The organism is Bradyrhizobium hereditatis (assembly GCF_020329435.1).
Lineage (GTDB): Bacteria > Pseudomonadota > Alphaproteobacteria > Rhizobiales > Xanthobacteraceae > Bradyrhizobium > Bradyrhizobium hereditatis.
On the sequence record NZ_JAGKJK010000007.1, the window covers coordinates 326714 to 347053 of the forward strand.

Annotated in this window: 25 protein-coding genes and 2 pseudogenes; 21 read left to right on the forward strand and 6 right to left on the reverse strand. The window is 59.0% G+C overall.

Translation table 11 applies throughout. From position 1 onward, the window contains the following. Window positions 1-13: 13 nt before the first annotated feature. Window positions 14-604 (reverse strand): hypothetical protein, encoded by a 591-nt coding sequence (locus tag J6524_RS18715; RefSeq protein ID WP_225673089.1) that lies wholly within the window; start codon window positions 602-604, stop codon window positions 14-16. A gap of 278 nt (window positions 605-882) precedes the next feature. On the opposite strand from J6524_RS18715, the gene J6524_RS18720 reads away from it, so the two are divergent. From J6524_RS18720 to J6524_RS18810, 19 genes and pseudogenes are all read left to right on the forward strand, one after another. After that, on the forward strand, window positions 883-1206 hold the full coding sequence (locus J6524_RS18720) for a HesB/IscA family protein (RefSeq protein WP_225673091.1): 324 nt from the start codon (window positions 883-885) through the stop codon (window positions 1204-1206). A 16-nt stretch (window positions 1207-1222) separates the two neighbouring features. Further along, a complete protein-coding gene (locus J6524_RS18725; protein WP_171707710.1) occupies window positions 1223-1513 on the forward strand; it encodes a NifU family protein in 291 nt (96 codons plus the stop codon). Window positions 1514-1524: 11 nt separating this feature from the next. Next, window positions 1525-2709: a cysteine desulfurase NifS gene (gene nifS / locus J6524_RS18730; protein ID WP_376712042.1), complete on the forward strand. Its 1185-nt coding sequence runs from the start codon at window positions 1525-1527 to the stop codon at window positions 2707-2709. A gap of 4 nt (window positions 2710-2713) precedes the next feature. Continuing rightward, a complete protein-coding gene (nifT, locus tag J6524_RS18735) occupies window positions 2714-2938 on the forward strand; it encodes a putative nitrogen fixation protein NifT (protein WP_225673094.1) in 225 nt (74 codons plus the stop codon). After that, on the forward strand, window positions 2935-3798 hold the full coding sequence (locus tag J6524_RS18740) for an SIR2 family NAD-dependent protein deacylase (RefSeq protein ID WP_225673096.1): 864 nt from the start codon (window positions 2935-2937) through the stop codon (window positions 3796-3798). The genes nifT and J6524_RS18740 overlap by 4 nt, the downstream gene beginning before the upstream one ends. Window positions 3799-4138: 340 nt before the next feature. Next, window positions 4139-5638 carry a nitrogenase cofactor biosynthesis protein NifB gene (nifB, locus tag J6524_RS18745; RefSeq protein ID WP_376712051.1) on the forward strand — a complete coding sequence of 500 codons (1500 nt, stop codon included), beginning with the start codon at window positions 4139-4141 and terminating at the stop codon, window positions 5636-5638. 11 nt (window positions 5639-5649) lie between these two features. Next, the gene (locus J6524_RS18750) at window positions 5650-5862 is read left to right on the forward strand and encodes a 4Fe-4S binding protein (protein ID WP_028350583.1); all 213 of its coding nucleotides are present in this window, start codon (window positions 5650-5652) and stop codon (window positions 5860-5862) included. Between the two features lie 26 nt (window positions 5863-5888). Then, window positions 5889-6230 carry a HesB/IscA family protein gene (locus J6524_RS18755; protein WP_225673100.1) on the forward strand — a complete coding sequence of 114 codons (342 nt, stop codon included), beginning with the start codon at window positions 5889-5891 and terminating at the stop codon, window positions 6228-6230. Next, window positions 6227-6753 (forward strand): annotated as a pseudogene (locus J6524_RS18760) (hypothetical protein). The gene J6524_RS18755 and the pseudogene J6524_RS18760 overlap by 4 nt, the downstream one beginning before the upstream one ends. Next, the gene (locus J6524_RS18765) at window positions 6743-7516 is read left to right on the forward strand and encodes a 4Fe4S-binding leucine-rich repeat protein (RefSeq protein ID WP_225673102.1); all 774 of its coding nucleotides are present in this window, start codon (window positions 6743-6745) and stop codon (window positions 7514-7516) included. The pseudogene J6524_RS18760 and the gene J6524_RS18765 overlap by 11 nt, the downstream one beginning before the upstream one ends. Then, entirely contained in the window at window positions 7513-7833 is a 321-nt protein-coding gene (locus J6524_RS18770) for a nitrogen fixation protein NifZ (protein ID WP_225673104.1), read from the forward strand. The genes J6524_RS18765 and J6524_RS18770 overlap by 4 nt, the downstream gene beginning before the upstream one ends. After that, window positions 7830-8069 (forward strand): nitrogen fixation protein NifZ, encoded by a 240-nt coding sequence (locus J6524_RS18775; protein WP_225673106.1) that lies wholly within the window; start codon window positions 7830-7832, stop codon window positions 8067-8069. Before J6524_RS18770 ends, J6524_RS18775 begins: the two co-directional genes overlap by 4 nt. A gap of 15 nt (window positions 8070-8084) precedes the next feature. Continuing rightward, on the forward strand, window positions 8085-8444 hold the full coding sequence (locus J6524_RS18780; protein ID WP_225673108.1) for a DUF3024 domain-containing protein: 360 nt from the start codon (window positions 8085-8087) through the stop codon (window positions 8442-8444). A 34-nt stretch (window positions 8445-8478) separates the two neighbouring features. Continuing rightward, on the forward strand, window positions 8479-8748 hold the full coding sequence (locus J6524_RS18785; RefSeq protein WP_225673110.1) for a DUF6129 family protein: 270 nt from the start codon (window positions 8479-8481) through the stop codon (window positions 8746-8748). 65 nt (window positions 8749-8813) lie between these two features. After that, window positions 8814-9947 (forward strand): DegT/DnrJ/EryC1/StrS family aminotransferase, encoded by a 1134-nt coding sequence (locus J6524_RS18790; RefSeq protein WP_225673255.1) that lies wholly within the window; start codon window positions 8814-8816, stop codon window positions 9945-9947. 598 nt (window positions 9948-10545) lie between these two features. Beyond that, complete coding sequence (locus J6524_RS18795) at window positions 10546-10995, forward strand: Rieske (2Fe-2S) protein (RefSeq protein ID WP_225673112.1); 450 nt, start codon at window positions 10546-10548, stop codon at window positions 10993-10995. Between the two features lie 1384 nt (window positions 10996-12379). Then, window positions 12380-12631 carry a hypothetical protein gene (locus J6524_RS18800; RefSeq protein WP_225673114.1) on the forward strand — a complete coding sequence of 84 codons (252 nt, stop codon included), beginning with the start codon at window positions 12380-12382 and terminating at the stop codon, window positions 12629-12631. A 141-nt stretch (window positions 12632-12772) separates the two neighbouring features. Next, window positions 12773-12976, forward strand: a complete 204-nt coding sequence (locus tag J6524_RS18805) for a hypothetical protein (protein ID WP_376712043.1) — start codon at window positions 12773-12775, stop codon at window positions 12974-12976. A 75-nt stretch (window positions 12977-13051) separates the two neighbouring features. After that, window positions 13052-13398: pseudogene (locus J6524_RS18810) on the forward strand ((2Fe-2S) ferredoxin domain-containing protein). A gap of 86 nt (window positions 13399-13484) precedes the next feature. Here J6524_RS18810 and J6524_RS38000 read toward each other — a convergent pair. Together J6524_RS38000 and J6524_RS18820 are read right to left on the reverse strand one after the other, a co-directional pair. Then, entirely contained in the window at window positions 13485-13625 is a 141-nt protein-coding gene (locus J6524_RS38000) for a hypothetical protein (protein ID WP_376712044.1), read from the reverse strand. A gap of 337 nt (window positions 13626-13962) precedes the next feature. Then, window positions 13963-14700, reverse strand: coding sequence for an OmpW/AlkL family protein (locus J6524_RS18820; protein WP_376712045.1), 738 nt, complete (start codon window positions 14698-14700; stop codon window positions 13963-13965). A gap of 502 nt (window positions 14701-15202) precedes the next feature. On the opposite strand from J6524_RS18820, the gene J6524_RS18825 reads away from it, so the two are divergent. After that, complete coding sequence (locus J6524_RS18825; protein WP_225673116.1) at window positions 15203-15442, forward strand: hypothetical protein; 240 nt, start codon at window positions 15203-15205, stop codon at window positions 15440-15442. 335 nt (window positions 15443-15777) lie between these two features. On the opposite strand, the gene J6524_RS18830 is transcribed toward J6524_RS18825, so the two are convergent. Next, window positions 15778-18078 (reverse strand): S9 family peptidase, encoded by a 2301-nt coding sequence (locus J6524_RS18830; RefSeq protein WP_225673118.1) that lies wholly within the window; start codon window positions 18076-18078, stop codon window positions 15778-15780. Between the two features lie 327 nt (window positions 18079-18405). Beyond that, complete coding sequence (locus tag J6524_RS18835) at window positions 18406-18765, reverse strand: hypothetical protein (RefSeq protein WP_225673119.1); 360 nt, start codon at window positions 18763-18765, stop codon at window positions 18406-18408. Between the two features lie 89 nt (window positions 18766-18854). Between J6524_RS18835 and J6524_RS18840 the strand changes: the two genes are divergently transcribed. Beyond that, window positions 18855-19115 carry a hypothetical protein gene (locus tag J6524_RS18840; RefSeq protein ID WP_225673121.1) on the forward strand — a complete coding sequence of 87 codons (261 nt, stop codon included), beginning with the start codon at window positions 18855-18857 and terminating at the stop codon, window positions 19113-19115. A gap of 619 nt (window positions 19116-19734) precedes the next feature. Here the strand turns inward: J6524_RS18840 and J6524_RS18845 are convergent. After that, window positions 19735-20010 (reverse strand): hypothetical protein, encoded by a 276-nt coding sequence (locus tag J6524_RS18845; RefSeq protein WP_225673123.1) that lies wholly within the window; start codon window positions 20008-20010, stop codon window positions 19735-19737. Window positions 20011-20340 lie beyond the last annotated feature (330 nt).

A 20340-nucleotide genomic window follows, 5' to 3' on the forward strand; every position in this document is an offset into this window, starting at 1 on the left:
TTGAAGCCGGTGCTCAGACCGGCCGGTTCTCGTTACGGTTTCTTACGGGTTCCATCCTCTTCAGGCCGTCTTCGTAAGAGATCTCATCATAGGACGCATCGATACCCTTGGTTGCGTCGAGCAGGTAGTCGAGCTTGCCGGGCGCGTCGAGCTTCTTAATGTCATTTTTGTCGACCCCGGCAAGGTCCATCATCTCCTTCCAAACGGTGGATTCATCGCACGGCAGCACGTTGAAGGTGATGCCACGGAGCTTGATTCGATATTTCGCCAACAGGTCTATGTTGTTGCAAAACATGAAGTAGCTGCCATCAGGACTTAGCGCGCCGTCAAGAACATTTGCGACATCAGCAAGATAAGCGAAGCAGTGCAGATAGCCGGCAAGCACCGGAATGCTGCGTTCGCCTTCCTGCACGACCGTCAGTACCTGCTCGATCGAATAGTGGGGCGGCCGCTTCTCGTCGGCGACCTGGGCCTGGAATTTTAGGGCGATATCGCCGCGAAAGCCGAACCGGCCCTGCTTGGTGGTCCCGCCCTTGAATATGGCATTGAGCAGGCGTCCCTCCTTCTCCAACCGCCCTAGCGCGGTGTTCTCGATTGCAGTCATAAAAAATCATCCCTCGATCCAAGACAATCGCCGGACACTCCGGCGGCAGGAGACGCAATGCAAATTGTTTGCCGCCGCGTTCGTAACGCTTCATCGGGTAATCCATAAAGAAGACACTTAAAAGCTCCGCGATCCCTCGAAAACCTTTGTCAGCAACCCGACACGCGTCGCAAAGCCAACAGGCGCGACTTCGAAAAAGGTAAGCATTGTCAAGCTCGTGCGCGCTGGCATGCGACTTGCCAATTCTCATGCAAACGACGTGGGAAAATAAAGGTGCCATGATCAATCTGACGAATAGCGCAGTGAATGCGCTCAAGAGCGCCATCTCGGCTTCGGCGCAGCCGACGAGCGGCCTGCGCATCATGGTCGAGGCCGGCGGCTGCGACGGATTCAAATACAAGATGGGTTTTGCCGACGAGGCAAAGTCCGACGACACCGTCATGGACCGCGACGGGATCAAGTTGTTCGTCGACAATAAGAGCCATGAGCACCTCGCCGGCACGACGATCGATTTCGTGGTGGCGCTGGAGGGCTCCGGCTTCACCTTCGACAACCCAAACGCCAGCTCGAGCTGCTCCTGCGGCAAATCCTTCAGCAGATGAAAAGAGAAATCGAAGCATGCTGCTGGAACCAGAACAACTAAAGCAATCGCCGGTCATTGCGGCCGATCGGGAGCAACTCATTCGCGCAGTGATCGAGGAGATCCGGCCCAATCTGCAACGCGACGGCGGCGATTGTCAGCTGGTCGGTATCGAGGGCAGCAAGATCATGGTCAAGCTGACTGGTGCCTGCGTATTCTGCAGGCTTTCAAGCGCGACGCTAGAAGGCATTCAGGCGCGGCTGGTCGAAAGGCTCGGTGAATTCGTTCGCCTGATCCCGGTCGCCGGCGTCGCTAATGCGCGGCATTGAACGAGGCGTTTGTGCCGATCTATCTCGACAACAATGCGACCACACGGGCAGATCCGTGTGTCTTGCAAGCCATGTTGCCGTTCTTTACAGAGCGGTTCGGTAATGCCTCGTCCACCCATGCCTTCGGCAGCGAGATCGCGGGCGCGGTCGGGAAGGCGCGCCGCAGCCTGCAGGATTTGCTGGGAGCCGCCCACGATCATGAGATCGTCTTCACCTCCGGCGGGACCGAATCCAACAATACCGCCATCCTTTCTGCGCTTGCGACCCAGGAAGGGCGCGACGAGATCGTCACCACTTCCGTCGAGCATTCCGCCATCCTCACTCTGGTCGAGCAATTGGCGACAAGGGGCATCAAGACGCATGTGATCCCGGTGGACTCGCGCGGACGGCTTGACGTCGAGGCTTTTCGCTGGGCACTTGGACCACGCACGGCGATTGCGTCGGTTATGTGGGCCAACAACGAGACCGGAACGATTTTCCCGGTGGAGTTTCTGGCTGGGTTGGCGCGTGCGGCAGGCGCGCTGTTTCACACCGACGCGGTGCAGGTCATAGGCAGAGAGCCCATCGACCTGAAAGACAGCGCTATCGACATGCTGTCGCTGTCCGCGCATAAGCTGCATGGCCCCAAGGGGATTGGAGCGCTCTATTTACGCCAAGGCACGAAATTCAGGCCGCTGATCTGGGGCGGGGCACAGGAACGACGGCGCCGCGGCGGAACCGAGAACATCCCTGGCATTATCGGTCTTGGAAAAGCTGCAGAGCTTGCGGCCGAGCGGCTCGAGCCGGAGCGCGTTCGCATTGGTGCGTTGCGCGATCGCCTGGAGCAGGCAATTTTGCACAACTGCCGCTGCATGGCGCTCGGCGATGTCAGTAACCGGCTGCCGAACACGGCTAACATCGCGTTCGAAGATCTCGAAGGGGAAGCAATCGTCCACCATCTCAATCGCGCGGGCATTGCCGCTTCGCTGGGATCAGCTTGCAGCTCGTCTTCAATGGACCCGTCTCATGTGCTGCGCGCCATGAACGTGCCGGCGAGCAGCCTGCGCGGCGCGGTGCGCTTTTCCTTATCGCATGAAACCACCTTCGAAGAAATCGATCAGGTCGTCCGCGTAATGTCCGGCATCGTGGCTCACCTGCGCGCCATGTCACGAGAGCATCCCCATCCCACCAGCAATTCGCCCCGATACACGAGTTGATCTCATGAAAGTCACGATTCGCCGCTCTCCGGAGGCCGGCCTGTCGATTTACGTGCCGAAAAAAGATCTCGAGGAGCCGATCATTGAATCGGAGCACGAGAGGCTGTGGGGCGGTTGGATCAGAATAGCCAATGGCTGGGTGCTCGATCTGCCCGAAATGGCGAGCGATACGCCGCTGCCGATCACGGTCAATGCCCGAAAGCGTGGCGAGGGCGCGGACGAGCGATGAAGACGGCCCCGCAAATCGACTTTGTCAACGCGGCCGATGCGGAGGCGATTCTCACCGACGTCGCGAACCGGCTGCGTGCCGGCAGCATTGTTCCCTATCTCGGACCTGGGCTGGCCGATTTGTCCAAAACGGATGCGCCTTCGACTCCGGAGGCCTTGGCTGGCTTCTTCGCTACCAAGGTCGCGCTGCCGCGCCGGGCCAAGGGCAACGTCTGGGCGTCGGCGCAGCACATCGAGAGCAACAAGCATCGCTCCACCGTGACGGCATTGATGGCGCAGGCCTTTGCTGCGCCGGTCGAGCCGACACCACTGCATCACCATCTCGCCGCGCTGTCCCTGCCTGTCATCGTCGATGCCTGGTATGACGGCGACATGCGTGCGGCGCTTGGCAAGCACGAGTGGTGGGGCGAGGTGCAGGGCGTTAGCCGCGCCGGCATCGGCGAGGATCGCTGGTATCGCTTCTATGATGCGGAGGGCAGAGAGGTCGATCGCGCTGTGGCGCAGAGCTGGACCACGGTCCTCTACAAGCCGCACGGCGGCGTGCTGCCTGCCAGGAACTTCCTGATCTCTGACGCCGACTATGTCGAGGTGCTGACCGAGATCGACATTCAGACGCCAATCCCCGATGTGGTGAAAGAGCGGCGCAATGGCCGAAGATTTCTCTTCATCGGCTGCCGCTTCAACGATCAGCTGCTGCGAACCTATGCGCGGCAGCTCACCAAGCGCTCGGCCGGTGTTCATTACGCCATCGTGGAACCGGATGTGCTGTCCAGGAATGAGCTGCGCTTTCTGGTCGAACAGGGCCTGACGCCGCTTGCGATCCCGCTCCCGCGCGCGATCGAGATACTGCTCGCCGGCTGACAGAACTTGTATATGGGTCGATGTTGCTTGCGTGCCGGGCGCACGCGAGTTGTCTTGCGTTTCGCGCCAGGAAATGACTGCGCTCATCTCCATGTCAGGATCAAGACGCCTGTCACACTTCGAACATTTCTAATGTCGTGCAAGGCTTCGCTTCCACGGTCAGCCCAGGCAGGCGGCTTACTTTTTTGGCTTAGATCAAAATTGCTCACCATTTCGGCCATGGCACGCGAGTTGCAAATCTTGATTTCAGTTTCCGCCTGCAGGGAGAATGGTTAGGATGGACGTATCAGCGCTGGACGAAGCAAGCTTGGCAGGGAGCGCCGTCAACGTCGGCGAGATCATGCAGGCGATCGCCGAGCACAAGGGCTGCGGCACGTCCGGCGGCAGCGGCAAGGCGAGCTGCGGCTCGCAAGCCGGCCAGGGTGAGCTGCCGACCGAGATCTGGGAGAAGGTCAAGAACCATCCCTGCTACAGCGAAGAAGCGCATCATCACTACGCCCGCATGCATGTTGCGGTTGCGCCCGCCTGTAACATCCAATGCAATTACTGCAACCGTAAATATGATTGCGCCAATGAATCGCGCCCGGGCGTGGTGAGCGAAAAACTAACGCCGGAGCAGGCGGCGAAAAAGGTGCTGGCGGTCGCCTCCACCATCCCACAGATGACCGTGCTCGGCATCGCGGGGCCTGGCGATCCCCTGGCCAATCCGAAAAAGACGTTCATGACCTTCGAAGTGGTGGCCAGGGCCGCTCCCGACATCAAGCTGTGCCTGTCGACCAACGGCCTCATGCTGCCCGACCATGTCGACACGATCGCCCGCTTCAAGATCGACCATGTCACCATCACCATCAACATGGTCGACCCCGCAATCGGCGCCAAAATCTATCCGTGGATTTTCTACAACCACAAGCGCTACACGGGCCTCGAAGCCGCAAAGATCCTCAACGACCGCCAGCTGCAAGGCCTCGAGATGCTGACTGAGCGGGGCATCCTCTGCAAGATCAATTCGGTGATGATCCCAGGCATCAACGACCAGCATCTGGTTGAGGTCAACAAGGCGGTCAAATCGCGCGGCGCGTTCCTACACAACATCATGCCGCTGATCTCCGCGCCCGAGCACGGCACCGTATTCGGGCTCAACGGCCAGCGGGGTCCGACCGCACAGGAATTGAAGGCACTGCAGGATGTCTGCAAAGGCGAGATGAACATGATGCGGCACTGCCGGCAGTGCCGCGCCGACGCTGTCGGCCTGCTCGGCGAGGACCGCAGCGCGGAGTTCACTACCGAGAAGGTTATGGCCATGGACGTCAAATATGACCTGGAAATGCGCAAGGCCTATCAGGCCAAGGTCGAGGAGGAGCGCGTCGCCAAGGTTGCTGCCGAGCAGGAAGAGCTCGCCGAGCTCGCCAGCGAGATGAGCGGCATCAAGCTCTTAGTTGCAGTGGCGACGAAGGGCTCGGGCCTGATCAACGAGCACTTTGGGCATGCCAAGGAGTTCCAAGTGTACGAACTATCGACTACGGGCGCCAAATTAGTCGGCCATCGCCGCGTCGATCACTATTGCCGGGGCGGTTATGGCGAGGAGGAGAGCCTTGCCACCATCATCCACGCCATCAACGACTGCCATGCGGTGTTCGTGGCCAAGATCGGCGGCTGTCCGAAGAGCAATCTGTTGAAGGCCGGGATCGAACCAGTCGACCAATACGCCCATGAGTTCATCGAAAAATCAGCAATCGCCTGGTTCAAGTCCTATCTTGAGAGGGTCCAAAGCGGCGAGATCCAGTATGTCGACAGGAGCGAGGCGGCGATCCGGCAGAGCGCGCTGATTTCGGCTGCTTGAGGGAGACGTCGATGCCGTTCAAGATCATTGCCTCGCAATGCACGAGCTGCTCGGCTTGCGAGCAGGAATGTCCGAATGTCGCAATCTCGGAGAAAGGCGGGACGTTCGTCATCGACCCGAAGAAATGCACCGAGTGCATCGGCCATTTCGAAGAGCCGCAATGCGTCGCGGTGTGCCCGGTCGATAACACATGCGTCATCGACACCTCATTGCCGCGCTACTAGGCGCGGGCGTAAATAGGCTCGAGCCTATGACCTTCACGCTGGCGCCCACCGCTGAAAAACTCGCGAGTTTCGTGCTGCGTGCCGATGGCACCGCTGGCGCCAGCGTCCGGCTCGCCGTCACGGCAGATGGTTGCTCGGGATTACCCGCCGATATGGGTGTTGCGCCGGCACCTCGGCCCGGTCAGCAAGGCGTCGAGCGCAACGGCCTAAAGTTGCTTCTCAATGCCGAGAACCAGCTAATGCTTGGGGGGCTCACGATCGATTTGACCGACACCACTGTGCAGACCGGGCTGATCTTCCCAGAAGCGGGTGTGCTGCTCCAGCAACACCGCAAAGGCTGCCCATTAGAAGAGGAAAGCTGCCGATGAGCCTCGATGTGGCAGGCGATCCGCTGTCCGGGAGCGAGGGGACCCTCATCGCGCACACGCTACTCGGCGACGGCCTGCCGCGCGAAGCCGATCATCTGTGGCAGGCCGGGCTCTCCTATCACCTGGACAAGATCGCGGAAAAACACCTGCACGAAGCTCAGGCGCTGGCGCCGGGACACGCCGCCGTCCTGATCGGACTCTACCGCTTCTATTTCTACAAGACTCGCTTGTCGGAGGCGTTGGAGGTCGCCAAGCTCTGAAGGCAGCGCGAGAAAACGGTCTCTCAGACGCCTGGCGGCGGGTTAGCGCGACCGATGCTGCTTTCGATTGCTACGACAACAGCCTGCCGCGCTTCTATTTATCTTCACTGAAAGCCTACGCCGACCTACAGATGCGGCTCGGCGAACTCGGTGAAGGACACGCGGCCGCCAGCAAGCTCGTGGAGCTCGACCCGACCGACAAAATCGGCGCCAAGGTGCTCTTAGACGTGCTGGACCAGATAGGACAGGACGATGACCGATGACATCGATGAGGCCCGCGACTGGCTAGGCAACGAGATCGACTGCGGCACCTGCACGCATCTCGGGCTCAGGGCCACTGGTGGCTGCTGCTTGTTACAAGCCTGCGTCAACGACCGCTATGGCCGGCGCATAGACCGCTTCTTCAACTGGAATCCGGCGCTGGCCGACGCTTACATCACACATCCGCATTTCGAGGTCCGCGCGATCGCGGCCAAACACGCTAACCTGTTCCTATTACCGATGCTGCTCGATGACGCTGAGGAAACCGTGCGCTGGAACGCGGCGCGCCGCCTTCCCAAGCGCTTTGTGCTGCGGCTACGCAGCGACCCGCATCGAGATGTGAGGATGCGGGTTGCGACCTTTCTGGAAGGCGAGGAGCTGGCGCCGATGCTATCGGATCAGGACTATTGCGTCCGCCTGGTGGTGGCGAGCCGGATCGCGCCGGCGCTGCTTGGGCCTCTCATGAACGATGACGAGCCCGAGGTGCGCCGCGTGGTTGCGCTCCGCATTCCCTATGACTGGCTTCTCGGCATGGTCAATGATCGCGATTCGAGCGTGCGGCTCGAGATCGCACGGCGGCTGTCTCCGGATTCGCTCAGCGTGCTGCGCCGCGATCCGGATTGGCGCGTCCGCTATGAGGTGGCAAGCCGCATTAGAGCGGCCGAACTGGCTGAGTTGACCGAGGACGCGGACTCGATGGTGCAGGAAGTCGCCCGCGGGCGCGTGGCGATCCGGCCCAAACGACCGAGAGAGAGTGGGACATGAGCAACATCGTTCGCGACAGCGAGGTTGTCGAGCTGACCGGGCCGCCTTTCTTCAGCTTCGGCGAAAAGGTGCGGGCCAACCGCACCATCCGCAATGATGGCACCTATGCCGGCAAGGAAGTTGGCGAGATCCTCGCCAAAAAGGGGGAGGTGGGTTACGTCGTCTCAATCGGCACTTTCCTGCAGCAGTTCTACATCTATGGTGTCGAATTTCTCGAAAGCGGCAACCGCGTCGGCATGAAGCGTAAGGAGCTCGAGCCGGTGGTGGCGTGCGAGGAGCTTGAGGACCTGCCGTTGCCGGAAGAGGCCGCGCCGTGATCGACCCGAGGCTGCCGAAGTACCAATGGGGCCAGCGCGTCAAGGCGGCGGTCGACCTCATTAACGACGGCTCCTTTCCGGACGCACCGGCGAACGGACTCTTGATCAGCGCCGGAGCGATCGGCGAAATCGTGCAGGTCGGAAGGCATACCGAAGCGAACGTGCCAATCTATCTTGTCGAGTACGGCGAGCGGCTGGTCGTCGGCTGTCTTGAAGATGAAATCACAGTGCTTTGAGGGGAGCCGTTCGCAATGAATGCCGCGGTAATGAGAAAAGTAGGGATCGGGATTAACCCTCATCCGAACGAGCTCGATTGCAGGCGGATCGAGCGCGCCTTGAGCTCGCGCCAGCGCTATCGCTATGTCTCGCCGAATGTGAAACCGGTGAGGGGTGGCTATCTGATCGAGAGTCCCTGCTGCTCTCACAATATCGACAAGGACGGTGGCCTCATCGACGTCGCGCTAGTCCACTATGACACGGTGAACGGGATGTGGAAGCTGTTTCGAAAGAACCACGCAAACGGAATCTGGGAGTTTTATAGCATTTACTACCGCCTGATCTCAGCAATCGAGGAATTGAACACGGATCCCGAGCGGCTGTTCTGGCAATGAAGCTGATTTGGGGGCCACTTATAAGGGAGCCGCGATGGCACTTGGCACAGACGAACTGATCGAAATCGAACGAGTGCTTGCGGAAGCGCAGCCTGATGCAAGCTCATTCTCCGAGCTGCGGCGCCGCTTTCCGCAGCTCGCCGTGACGCGCTGTGATGCCTCTGACGTGACGGAGCGGCCGTTCCTTAAGTTTTCGCATTTCGACCTGCATCTGATCGATGGCTGCGATCGCTGCGTGCAGATCACGACTGATCCTGCGCGGGCGATTGGCATCCTGCTGGCGGCAAGGAGTACTGGGCGGTGACCGGCGTTGGACTCGCAGGGCATTGCGACGATGGCGCAGACGCGGCCGAGACCGATGTTTCCTTCATTCCGCTCTCCGATCCCGATATCACCTCCGCCGAGCTCTCTGCCGTTGAAGCGCTGCTGTGTTCGCCGCGAGTCTCCAATGGACCGATCACTGACGTCTTCGAGAAAGCCTTTGCCGCCTATCTTGGCCGCAAATATGCCGTTGCCGTCCCCAGCGGCACGATCGGGCTCTTGCTTGCGCTAAAAGCGCTCGGCGTCGGACCCGGGCAGGAGGTGATTGCCTCGCCTTATTCGTTTCGCGAGACGGTGCATGCTATCAGTCTAGTGGGCGCGCGGGCCGTATTTGCCGACGTCGACTATTGGTCGGGAGCCTTGGCTCCGGCGAAGGTCGAAGAGCGTGTCACGGCCAACACGCGGGCTATTATAGGTGGCAACCCCAATGGCCATCCAGCGCCATGGTCGGAGCTGCGCGCGATCGCGCAGCACCATCGGCTGCCGCTCCTGGAGGATTCGACCGAAGCGATCGGATCGCGATACAAGGGCGAGCTCGTCGGCCGTTTTGGTGATATCGCCGTGTTCGACTTCGCCCAGCCACTAGCCCTGACCTGCGGTGAAGGCGGGATGGTGGTGACCGATGACATCGACTTGGCCGTTGGCTTACGTCGCCATCGCGCACATCGGCTGGATGAACGCTCCTCCGTTGTCATCAGCAGCGCAGCGCCCCACCAGGCCGGCATGAGCGATCTCACAGCTGCGCTGGGCCTTGCGCAGCTAAGGCGCCTCGAGGAAATCTTGGAGCGGCGCCGGCTCGCCGAACAGCTTTACAACGCGCATATGCAATCCTTTGAGGGTATCAAGCCGCCTTATGTGGCTCCCGATGCGACCGTCGTGAACTGGTTCCTCTATCTCGTCCATCTCGGGACGCGCTTCACGCGCTCCAGCCGCGATGCCATCGTCGATGACCTGCGCATCGAGCAGGTCGAGGCCGCCGCCTATTGCCATCCGTTGCATTTGCAGCGGCATTATTTTGATCTCGGCTATCGGCATGGCGATTTCCTGGTCACGGAGAAAATCGCCGATCGCGCCCTGGCACTGCCGTTTCACACCCATCTGACCAGCGACCATATCGAGTTTATCGTGGAGACGGTGAAGGATGCGTCAATCAACATCGGCGCTGGCGCAGCAATTTATTAAACCGAAGAATCATCAATGGGACGCAAAGGGAAAGCTTGAATGTCGACAGTCAGGGTCTCACAATGGAACAAGATAATGGAGGTCATTCAGGCCACATCACTATTGGCGGTGCTGCAGAACCCGAATATTCCGGACAAGTACAGGGGCAGACCAAAGACGGATCCTCCGACCTCCAGCAAGGCCGCAAGGAACTCTCGAGGATAGGTCCGAAGAGCGAGCGTGGAGAATGAGAAGCTCAAAACGATCGGAGCCGTCGGCTCCGAGTTGCGGCTCGCCCGCGAGCCCAAGGTGCTCGGAACGAAGACGTGAACATCGAGCCCTTGGGCTTCGGCTCGGGCTTCTGCAGGCTCGGCGCTAAATAGCAGGGAAGGCAAATGAATTTCGCAGCAGGTCACTGTTCCCTGAACGGGATAGTGGTCGAGATTGGCGAGCGCCGGCCGGCCTTAGGCCGCACGATGGTTTTGGTTTTCTCAGCGCGCCGTCGGTGCCTGCCAGGAGCTGGCCGGTGAACTTGGCGCGCTTCGGCTAACCCGTGCCGCCGTCGATGCCTTCAGGCAGGAAAACGTGACGACAGCATGGGCCAAGGGAGCACCGCGACATGGGCAGCCAAGAGATTGAGGTGTTCACCGTCTGTCACGCCGATGCAATCGAGCGGGGCGGTGCGAAGGGCTTTAGCCTGTCGCGGATCGACGAGAGCGGCGAGAGCCGGCCGTTTCCGATTGTCGTGGTGCGGACCTTCGGAAACGACTACTACGGCTACCTCAACCGCTGCCCGCATGACGGTGTCTGGCTCAACATCGGCTCCGGAGAATTTTTCTCGTCGGACCGCGCCTTTATCAGATGCGGCCGGCACGGTGCGATCTTCGAGATCGACAGCGGGTTTTGCATCGACGGCCCCTGCAACGCAAAAGCCCTGGAGCCGGTCGCGCTCGCCGTGGTCGACGGCGACGTCTGCCTATGTGGCGTGAAGCTGGTGGAGGACAACGGGTTTCCCGATCCGTTCGAGGACAGCGATGAAACCATGGACATCATGATCCATCCGGATTAACTGGCATGATCTCATGACCGTGGCTCAGGAGTCTTTCGGGAAAGCGCCGTCCTTCGGATGAACATTGGCGCAGGCCTTCGCCTGTCGCTGCTTTCGAAGTCGTGAGAGATCAAAGTGCCGGCACGCCGGCGGAAGTCATCCTGTAGCCCGGCATGAATGAATGGTACTGGGACACTCGAACAACGAGACGCGCAGCGATTTCGATGTTCGAGCGCATTGGCGGCCTTGTGAGGACCGATCGGCCGTCGACAGCTCTTATAGCGCATGGAGGCATCACCCGAAACGAAGATCATCGGCGCCGTGCATCCGGCTGATGTCCGGGGCAGCAAGCAGGTGTTCAAGTGCTATCTCACGGAGTGGACGGCGGGCCAAGACTCGACACGCCCGAGCAGGGTACGCCAGCGCCATCTCGGTTTTCTCATTGGCGGCGCCGAGCTCAACCCCGCTGGCTCGCTTGCATCTGCGGCGCATTGCTGGGACGATTGACAACGAAACCGCGCTCGCCGAACTGAACCTCCCGTTAGCAACGCTCGGCCGACTGGGGGCGCAACCAGGCGGGCAACCCGGGATGATGAAAGACGGCGGCGATTCCTAAAGACTCGCTAGAGGCGCTGACCTCGTCCCGCTTGGCTTTTGCTTTCCGTTCGCTCTTGGCCTGCGATAAGACGCCGGCGTCCTTTTAGGAGAATTGGCGGCTACCTCTCCATATATTGCTAGATCCACAACTCGCGTGCGGCGAGCGCGAGCTGCACGGTTCCACCCTGTGTACGGAGTGAGGCAGGCCGGCAAAGGGGGTGAACATCGACGCCAGCACTTTTTGGTCGGGTGAAGCCGGGTGCGGCCTTTGCTTCCGATGACAACCGCGCTTATGGAGGGCGCCGAGACCGAGCAGGTGCTAGTGACATCCAAGGCGCGCTTGAAACGGAGAAAGCCCCCGGCGGTCACAGCGCCGCCGAGGGCTCCGTCTGGGCTGGAGGGGGAATGTTTGAGCCCAGACGTAACAGGACCGTTAGGGTGAGATAACGATCCTGTATCAGGAGTTCTTTCAGACTCGCTGAAACCAGATTGGCCGTGCGTGCAGCGAGAGGGGGAACAACCCTGCGAAGTACCAATCCCAGTCACGCACGGCAATTCAAAGGGCATATCCATTGACCGTAGTCTTGTAATCGATGTCTCCGCCCCAGGAATCAAGGCAAGCGCCTCAAGGTGTACAGCGCGAAGCGCCAGCGCCACTGGCAATCGCTGATTGCGATTGCCACTGGCGCCAGTCGGGCTCCTAGCCGGCGTGGCTTGCGATCTCGCGCAAGCCACGACTCGGCGATCACGCGCGCCTCGTCGTACGGTGCAACGCTCACCGAAAGATGGGGTCGGTTCGCGCCGGATCATGCCGGTAGGCGACCACGCCTTGCTACAGCAAAGCGTCGATATCATCAGGAAAATCGCCAAGATTGATGAGCTCCTCCAAGAAGACGACAATTATAGCAATCGCTTCATTCTTGAGATGACATTGCAAGAGCCGGGCCATCCAGAAGGACCGGTATTCTTTGTCTATTTGGGGCATCGCTGCGGAAAAGCTGGAGGCGCGAGTCCGGCTCGATCTTTGTTACGTCTGCAACAGAAGAGATCGCTGCTGTAGCAAACGTGACAGTGACTAGCAGTCGTACGTTGGCAGATTGAGAATGACCGGCGCGGACGCGCGCGTCGCGCATCCTGGTTCGAAGCTTGCATGGCAGACGCGAGAAGGCGGCCAAGCAAAGCGGGAGCAAGGAATATCGCGATGATGGGACCAGACTTTGAGGCCCTGATCAGGAAGGCCTATCCGGAGGCGGAGGTGTCCGTGACAGATATTGCCGGCAACGGCGATCATTATGGCGCCCGCATCATTCCGCGTGCCTTCCCAGTCAAGAGCCGAAGCAGCATCAGATTTTGCATGCGGCGCTCAAGGGGACAATGGGTGACGAACTTCACGCGCTCGCGCTGATGACCGCGGTCCGAGGGGCGATGCACTCGGACCTTGTCTCTCTTCATATAACCCAATCGAACGCGTGGCAGGCGCATGAACTCAGAAACGGAATTCGAGCTTCCTCAACTCTACAGGCATCACGTCTTTGTCTGCCACGTCCAGCGTCCGCCCACACATCCGCACGGCAGCTGCGGTGCAGCTGGCGCGCAAGTTCTGTGGGACAGGATGAGCAAGGCGATCGAAGCGCAAGGGCTCACCGATATCGGCTTCACGGCGGCGGGCTGTCTCGGCTTTTGCAACGTAGGTCCCTGATGGTGATCTATCCCGATGGCGTCTGGTACCGCCCGACCACGCCTGACGATATCGACGAAATCATCGAGTCCCATCTCAAGGAAGGCAAACGCGTCGACCGCCTGGTAATGGTGTTGAAGCGGAGCTAGACGAAAGGCTCGGTTAGCGCCGCCCGCGCGGGCTATCAAGTACGGCGCGGCTACACGTCCAAACGGAACGCCTCTGAAACGTCGGATTACCAGCTCACCAGGATGATGAGTGGTGGTGACCTTACGCCTCTCTTCAAGAAATCCGTCCGCAACACCGGGCCCTTGACCTTATCGGTGTGGACTTTGATCTCATCGGGATCTTCGGTGAGATGAATATTTCTGATCATGGTGCCGCGCGTAGAACGAGCCTTTGAGCTTCAAGTCCTTGATGACCGTGACGGTGTCACCCTGGTGGCGTACCGCTTGAAAACCTGACCTTGACGCCCATGTGGTGCTTTCCGCCAGTCGCGCCGAGATGAGAAAATGACTTAATCGATTGTACTTACCCAATTCGATCGTGTCTGTCGTCACCTAATGCTGGCTCCGCCAATAGCTCACAGCCAAAGCGGATGCGGCGCCGGGGCCCGGCTCCCGGCGCTGAGAGAGATGATGCTTCTTCGAATCGTCAGCTCGCTCGATCTTGCTGTTTGGAACCGGTTTCCACTCTTCCGGATCGTGCTCTTGTCAGTACTTGTAGGTGATGCCGCCGCCAACCAGCCATGGGTCGATATTGGCGCGCCCGGTGACGGGAATGGCGTTGTTGACGGTGGCCGAATAATCCGGCCGCAGCCACAACTTCTTCACGTCGACATTGAGGCCCCAGTGACTGTCGAGCATGTAGTCGAAGCCGAATTGGACCGCGGCGCCAACGTGGTTGCTGATGTGCAGATCCGTCATCGCTAGGCCGGCAAACGGCGTATTGGCCGCAGACTGGTTGAAAAAGACGGTGTAGTTGATGCCAGCGCCAATATAGGGCTTGAACGCGCCGAAATCGGTGAAGTGATACTGCAGCGTCAGCGTCGGCGGCAACAACCAGGCTGTGCCGATCTCGAGCCCGTTGAGCGTCCCGGTGCCGCTGATCTGATGCTTGGTCACGCCGAGAATGAGTTCGGCGGCGATGTTCCTGGTGAAGAAATAGGTGATGTCGAGCTCCGGTATGGCCTGATCGCTGATCGAGAGCCCGGAATTCGGCGACGACAGGGGCGGGATACCGGCAACATTGACCAAGCTGCCTCTTGCATCCGGCAGCACGCCGAGCACGCGCAGGCGGACCATCCAGGGATTGAAGGGGGCGACCGGCGGCGCTTTGGTGTAGATTGATGCCGATGCCAGATCCGCAGCCCGTACCGACATGGCGGCCCCACCGAACGCCGCCGCGAGCACGAGCAGCGACGCCATCGTTAGAATTGCTCTTGTTCTCATCGCATTCTCCATTCCCAGTCAGCGCGGGGAGTCGCGCGACGCCTATGTCAAACCACAAGCGGGCTGGTGAATGATGTGATGCGGATCAAATCGGGCGGGTGATGGCGCGATTAAGTCGACGCGTTGCAAAAGGATCACTGGCCGTGCAGCATAATCATTTTTCTTCGAACATTTCGTTCTATATTTGTCTGAGCAGGATTCTGTCTGTATTGTACCTCAGCCGGCGAGCTCTGACTCCACCAGTTTGCAGAGCGGTCGGAGGCAAGTATCTCGGCGTCACAGGCCGTGACCTGCACACGATAAGTCGTGGGCTGCGCTGCATTCGCAACTACGCTGTTGTGCGCACTGAGGTTTACCTATCGCCGACCAATATCGCTCTGCGCCGAAGCGGCAATCTCGAAGCCTCCATGCTGCTCATCCTCACTCATCACGGTTTGCGAGGCAGTAACGTTCCGTTTTCCGTCAACCAACTGAATGGCTCCAGGCGGATGAGGCGTCTCTAATGCGCAAAGACTTCTACTCCGCGGACGAGGCGGTCAGCAAATTTGAGCCTAAGAGATCGGCGCTCGCTCAACTTACCTGCTTGTCGATTTACCAAAAGAAGACAAGTGCCAACGCAGCGAAGTCGAAAAGGCCCGCTCTGATTGGGATGGCGTGGTACTCGAACGGACGATTTACCGCGATTGAAACGTCCATAGACTCAATTGAGGGCATGCTGCTGAGGCTTGAAGAAGTCGATTGATAACGCAAACGCTAAGGCGCACGGCGAGACAGCGGTGCCCGACGCTCTGTGTTGTCGAGCAGGGCTCTTAAGAGTGCACCAGCCGGCATAGGACGCGCCGACCGCCCTTGGATTGCCGAAGGCGAATGTGCGGGCATTCGTCGCCAGACTAGGGCAAGCGCAAAAGCTCGCCCTGTCGTCGCCCGCTTCACAACGCGCTAGTTATTGCCAACTGGAGGTCGGCCGTGCGCGGCGTGTTGGCGTACTTGTCCCGCCAGCGTTTAACTCACCGCGAACTCCTTGGTCGGTGAGCGCGGCGAGTCACCATGGCTCTTCCGCCCCATCATGGCCTGAATTTATTCTCGCCAGTTCGACCCGATGGCGTTCCAGTTAGGTGGTTCTTGCCCGAGAATGTTGCGAACGAAGAAGTCCAGGAGCTTGAGCTTGCTGTAACTGCTTGGTGCTACGTGATCTGCGCCGGGCACCAGAAGCCAGTCGAAGTATTTTCCCGCCCTGATGAGCCGGTCGGCAAGCTGGAGAGTAGAGGACGGATCAACAATGCGGTCCGTTTCGCTCACAATGAGCAGCAGCTTACCTTGCAATCTGAAAGCATTGTCGACGGCGGAGGATTGAGAATATTCGATGCCGACTGGCCAGCCCATCCACTGTTCGCTCCACCAGATCTGGTCCATCCGGTTGTCATAGGAGCCATTGCTCGCGACCGCTACCTTGTAGAAATCAGGATGGAAGAGCAGCGCACTCACAGCGTTCTGCCCGCCGGCGGACCCGCCAAAAATGCCAACGTTCGAGATATCGTACCAGGGATACTTCGCACTCGCCGCCTTGTGCCACAGGATTCTATCGGGAAGGCCGCCGTCCTTCAAGTTTTTCCAAGCAACGTCGTGGAACGCGCGAGAGCGGTTGTTCGTACCCATTCCATCGATCTGAACTACAATAAACCCGAGCTGCGTGAGAGGCTCGACGAAGGCCGAGAAGGACTTGGGAACGAAGGAACCCGTCGGGGCGGCATAGATATGCTCCACGACCGGATATCTCTTGTTTGGATCGAAGTTGATCGGCAGGCGAATGATACCCCATATATCGGTCTGGCCGTCCCGCCCCTTGGCATGGAAGCTGAGTGGCGGTTGCCAGCCGGCCGAGATGAGTTCGGAGATCTCGGCGCGCTCGACCTGCATCAGCTCGGCATTATCGTTGGCTCGGTAAAGCGTCAAGCGCGGCGGGACATCGATGCGAGACCACAGGTCAACATAGTAGCGGCCGTCGGGCGAAAACTCGATGTGATGATTGGCTAGCTCAGGCGTGAGCGCGGTCAGTCCCGTCCCATCGAAGTTGATGCGGAAAGCGTGGACGAAATAAGGGTCCTCCGCTGGGTTCATCCCGCTCGCGCCAAACCAGATCTGGCGCTTGACCGGATCGACGTAATAGACGGTGCGGACCACCCAATCTCCTCTGGTGATCTGGTTTTTGAGTTCCCCGGTCCGGCCATTGAAAAGGTAGAGATGCTCGTATCCATCGCGCTCGGATGCCCAGATGATCTCCTTTCCATCTTCAACATCGTAGCGGAAGGTCTTTCCCGTGTGACGCTGATCCGTTAGATGCTGGTAGTCAATGAACGTTTTGCTCCGCTCATCAATCAGACAGCGCACCTTGCCTGTAGCAGCTTCCACTTCCACAAGGCGATAGACCTGATGTCCGCGCTGATTATATTCGAAGGTGAAGCCGCGGCCATCCTTCCACCAGCGGATCGGCGAAAGACTGTAGGGATTTGGGAACGAAGCATTGTCGATTGCGATCTGGCGCCGGCTGACGATATCAAACAGCACCGGCTGGTGCAGTGCCAAGGTATCACCCGCCTTCGGATACGTCATCGTCCAATGTTTCGGTTGAAGCTGGTCCTTCGGTGATGATTCGAGGTAATGGACCTGCCGTTTGTGCCCTGGACGGATGCGGTAACCCGCGAGGTGACGCGAGTCTGGAGACCATTTCAGCGTCGATAAAGCATAGTAGTTGGATTCAGATCCGTCCCAGGTCAATGGGATGTTTCGAGAGCCATCCTTGCTGCGCAGGAACAAGTTGTAGTTCTTAGAATAGGCCAGCCATTTGCCGTCAGGCGATACGCTTGTCTTCTCTCGATTATTTTCCGCGGGTGGCGTGCGGTCATAGCTGTACTGATAGGCTTGGCGTGGCATGGTATTGCTTGTGCACGCATCGCTTACAAGGTCGCAGCTCCACCGGGTATTCTCGATGTTGAAGGTGATCCTGCCAGCATCTTTGGCCATCTTGAAACCGGCGAAGGGCAGATTGTCGGCCTTATAGTCCTTGTGGCTTGCCCTGTTCAGCGCGGCCGCGAGACGGGTGTGATCAAAAGCCGGCTGCTTTGTGCCCGTGGCAGCATTCACGAGAATGAACTGATGCTTGCCTTTAGTTGTTTGCCGATAGACGAAAGACTCACCATCTGCGAGCCAGAATGGCGCGTCGGGGACATTGGTAGTGAGCTTTGCATATTGATCGCCGATCGTCATCGCTCGCTTGTAATCGGAGAGCTGCAGCTGATTTGCAATGCTGTCCGTCGGACCCGCGGCAGCGGACGCCTGCTGAACCAACAGAACAAGCGTCAAAACGCCGAACTTGTACATGAACGATTACCTCTCCTGTGTGTTTGGGATAAAACACAAGTGTTGACTTCCCGAATGTTGTGCAGCTGCGGTTAGCGTCTACTGCAGAGACCGCACCGGATTTCTGGGCGTAGAGCGCCGTGAACGCTGCTTTCAACTCCGTAACGCTCGTGGTGTGCAGAATCGATGCCAACGGGGCGCGATGCGCATTCCCCGTGTTTCTCGATTACGACGTCATCTAGGCGACAAGAACGTTGAATGTTGAACCAAGCCGCGCGTCTAAGATCAAACACGAAACCCCATGCCAGTTATAGATTACTGTCGACATGAGATCGACCATGCTCGCGTCTACGCCACTTGACTCGTTATTGATATCGCCCAGCTTGTTCTACCAAGCACGCTCGCCTTCAGGCTGGGATCGTCAAGGATGAGAAAGGCGGCGATGGGAAATGGACCTCGTCGAAACAACCAGCATTTCGCCGTGCGGCGGGCGGCGGGCTTGGTGTAGAAATATGGGCATCCGGCCTTCAGTTCTAAAATGAAAACGATCGCCTCGACCGCAATGTATTCGTGCCATTCGGAGAAACGCGCCGGTGGCGAAAACTGCCGAATGGTGATCACGCTGTTTGGGACGACTGAGATGACCCGCGGCACGCGCTGGGCAGTCTTCAGCACGTGGTCAGCAGCAATATTCCCACGAGTCGGCATCACGGCGCGCCAAGCATGGTGACGCGCTGCTCGCGGGTCTGATCCGGTGCAAGGGCTGCGACCGCAAGCTCACACTCCGGTACTCCGGCATGAAGCGCCGTATCCTGCGCTACAGCGGCAGCCGCGCCTGGATGGATAATGTCGGCCCTACTGCATCGTCCTCCAAGGGATTGCACGTCGATGATGCGATCGAGAAAGCGTTGCTCGGCCTCATCGGTCCGGGGCTATCGACGCTGCGATCGCTGCCGCCAAGGAAGCTGGAGAACGGCGCGATCAGGTGCATGCCCTCACTCGCAACCTCGAACGGCGCACTATGCCGCCGACAGGCAATTTCACAGGAACGTATGTGAATAACGCGGCTGGATTTTCTTGCCGGGGACAGCCTTACGCTGCGGGTAACGTCACGGCAAGCAAATAGATTTCTACATCACCTGGATGTCGCCCGCAGCTCCGACCTGCAAAACACTGAAGGTCTGGAATGGCCGTGTAGCTGGTGACAAAATTCCAAGGCGATGGAAGCTGTACTACGTGGGATAGGACTGGAACTTTCACAAAACGACCGGCCGGGACTTCTTTACGAAGAGGAAACCAAACCTGGTTTAAGCCGCGATGGCGACGGCCCGTAACGTCGTCACCGGGCCTGTATTTGCATGATCGTCTGCTCCTGCAATGTTCTGACTGACCAGAACGCGTACTCGGTCGGCGTCCTCCTTTGCATGGAGAGAGAAACGGCCCGTTGATCTTTTCGATGTGGATCCACGGCTGTCCCTCGATGGGCTCGACGGCGCGAGCGAGATCCGTCAGCGCCTGCATGCGGCGTTGCTAATCGTCCGCGTTTATGGCGGCCATGGCAAAATTCAGATTGCTATTTGTCCTCCTTGTCGGAGGTGCACCCTCGACCGAGGGCTGGTTTGAGCACGGCGAGTTGATCGTAGCGGATATACTGGGCGGCACCCGGAGCGTGAGGCTTCAACTTTGCTGATAACTGCAATCAGTGTCGTCCTTCAGGTAATTCAGCATGGTGTTGCAGGCGTCCTCGGCTTCAGCAAAACTTTGGAGGGGCAAGCCGAGAACCCTGATCGCGCCACGGCCCTGGTGGAGCGGACGCCACGACGCGACGTAGCCCAACCTTCCGCGAAAACCGGGACCGGTGGGGCTCTGGAAGCTGATCACGAACGAATAGTGGTCGCTGCTTGCGCTCCATATCTCCATGTCTTCGACGGCACGATGGAATTGCAGGGGCATCAGGGTCCGTTCGCTGGGCCAGGCCGCGAACCAAACTGCTGCGGGTCGGCGCCGGGTAGGGGCAATACAGCGCAGCTCTCGCCGGCAAATTGCGTTTCATGGTCAGCCCACGCCATCGCTTTCTTATGGCCACGGCCGGAAGTAGGAGCATTGACGTCAAACTTTGGCGTACATTTAACGATCGAACTCCACCGACTGCTAGACCGTATGTCTGAAGGAAGGCCGGAGGATGGCCCGTAACGTGGCCACTTCGCCTCCACATTGCACGGCAACTAATATGGATGTCTTGCGGAGGGCGCCTTGCGGTAAATCAATCTGGTTTGAGGGCGA

Excerpts from the sequence above, each read along its gene's own strand:
- J6524_RS18715 (WP_225673089.1), bottom strand. The coding sequence starts at position 604 with ATGACTGCAATCGAGAACACCGCGCTAGGGCGGTTGGAGAAGGAGGGA.
- J6524_RS18720 (WP_225673091.1), top strand. The coding sequence starts at position 883 with ATGATCAATCTGACGAATAGCGCAGTGAATGCGCTCAAGAGCGCCATC.
- J6524_RS18725 (WP_171707710.1), top strand. The coding sequence starts at position 1,223 with ATGCTGCTGGAACCAGAACAACTAAAGCAATCGCCGGTCATTGCGGCC.
- nifT (WP_225673094.1), top strand. The coding sequence starts at position 2,714 with ATGAAAGTCACGATTCGCCGCTCTCCGGAGGCCGGCCTGTCGATTTAC.
- J6524_RS18740 (WP_225673096.1), top strand. The coding sequence starts at position 2,935 with ATGAAGACGGCCCCGCAAATCGACTTTGTCAACGCGGCCGATGCGGAG.
- nifB (WP_376712051.1), top strand. The coding sequence starts at position 4,139 with ATGCAGGCGATCGCCGAGCACAAGGGCTGCGGCACGTCCGGCGGCAGC.
- J6524_RS18750 (WP_028350583.1), top strand. The coding sequence starts at position 5,650 with ATGCCGTTCAAGATCATTGCCTCGCAATGCACGAGCTGCTCGGCTTGC.
- J6524_RS18755 (WP_225673100.1), top strand. The coding sequence starts at position 5,889 with ATGACCTTCACGCTGGCGCCCACCGCTGAAAAACTCGCGAGTTTCGTG.
- J6524_RS18765 (WP_225673102.1), top strand. The coding sequence starts at position 6,743 with ATGACCGATGACATCGATGAGGCCCGCGACTGGCTAGGCAACGAGATC.
- J6524_RS18770 (WP_225673104.1), top strand. The coding sequence starts at position 7,513 with ATGAGCAACATCGTTCGCGACAGCGAGGTTGTCGAGCTGACCGGGCCG.
- J6524_RS18780 (WP_225673108.1), top strand. The coding sequence starts at position 8,085 with ATGAATGCCGCGGTAATGAGAAAAGTAGGGATCGGGATTAACCCTCAT.
- J6524_RS18785 (WP_225673110.1), top strand. The coding sequence starts at position 8,479 with ATGGCACTTGGCACAGACGAACTGATCGAAATCGAACGAGTGCTTGCG.
- J6524_RS18795 (WP_225673112.1), top strand. The coding sequence starts at position 10,546 with ATGGGCAGCCAAGAGATTGAGGTGTTCACCGTCTGTCACGCCGATGCA.
- J6524_RS18800 (WP_225673114.1), top strand. The coding sequence starts at position 12,380 with ATGCCGGTAGGCGACCACGCCTTGCTACAGCAAAGCGTCGATATCATC.
- J6524_RS18805 (WP_376712043.1), top strand. The coding sequence starts at position 12,773 with ATGATGGGACCAGACTTTGAGGCCCTGATCAGGAAGGCCTATCCGGAG.
- J6524_RS38000 (WP_376712044.1), bottom strand. The coding sequence starts at position 13,625 with ATGATCAGAAATATTCATCTCACCGAAGATCCCGATGAGATCAAAGTC.
- J6524_RS18820 (WP_376712045.1), bottom strand. The coding sequence starts at position 14,700 with ATGAGAACAAGAGCAATTCTAACGATGGCGTCGCTGCTCGTGCTCGCG.
- J6524_RS18825 (WP_225673116.1), top strand. The coding sequence starts at position 15,203 with ATGCGCAAAGACTTCTACTCCGCGGACGAGGCGGTCAGCAAATTTGAG.
- J6524_RS18830 (WP_225673118.1), bottom strand. The coding sequence starts at position 18,078 with ATGTACAAGTTCGGCGTTTTGACGCTTGTTCTGTTGGTTCAGCAGGCG.
- J6524_RS18835 (WP_225673119.1), bottom strand. The coding sequence starts at position 18,765 with ATGCCGACTCGTGGGAATATTGCTGCTGACCACGTGCTGAAGACTGCC.
- J6524_RS18840 (WP_225673121.1), top strand. The coding sequence starts at position 18,855 with ATGAAGCGCCGTATCCTGCGCTACAGCGGCAGCCGCGCCTGGATGGAT.
- J6524_RS18845 (WP_225673123.1), bottom strand. The coding sequence starts at position 20,010 with ATGCCCCTGCAATTCCATCGTGCCGTCGAAGACATGGAGATATGGAGC.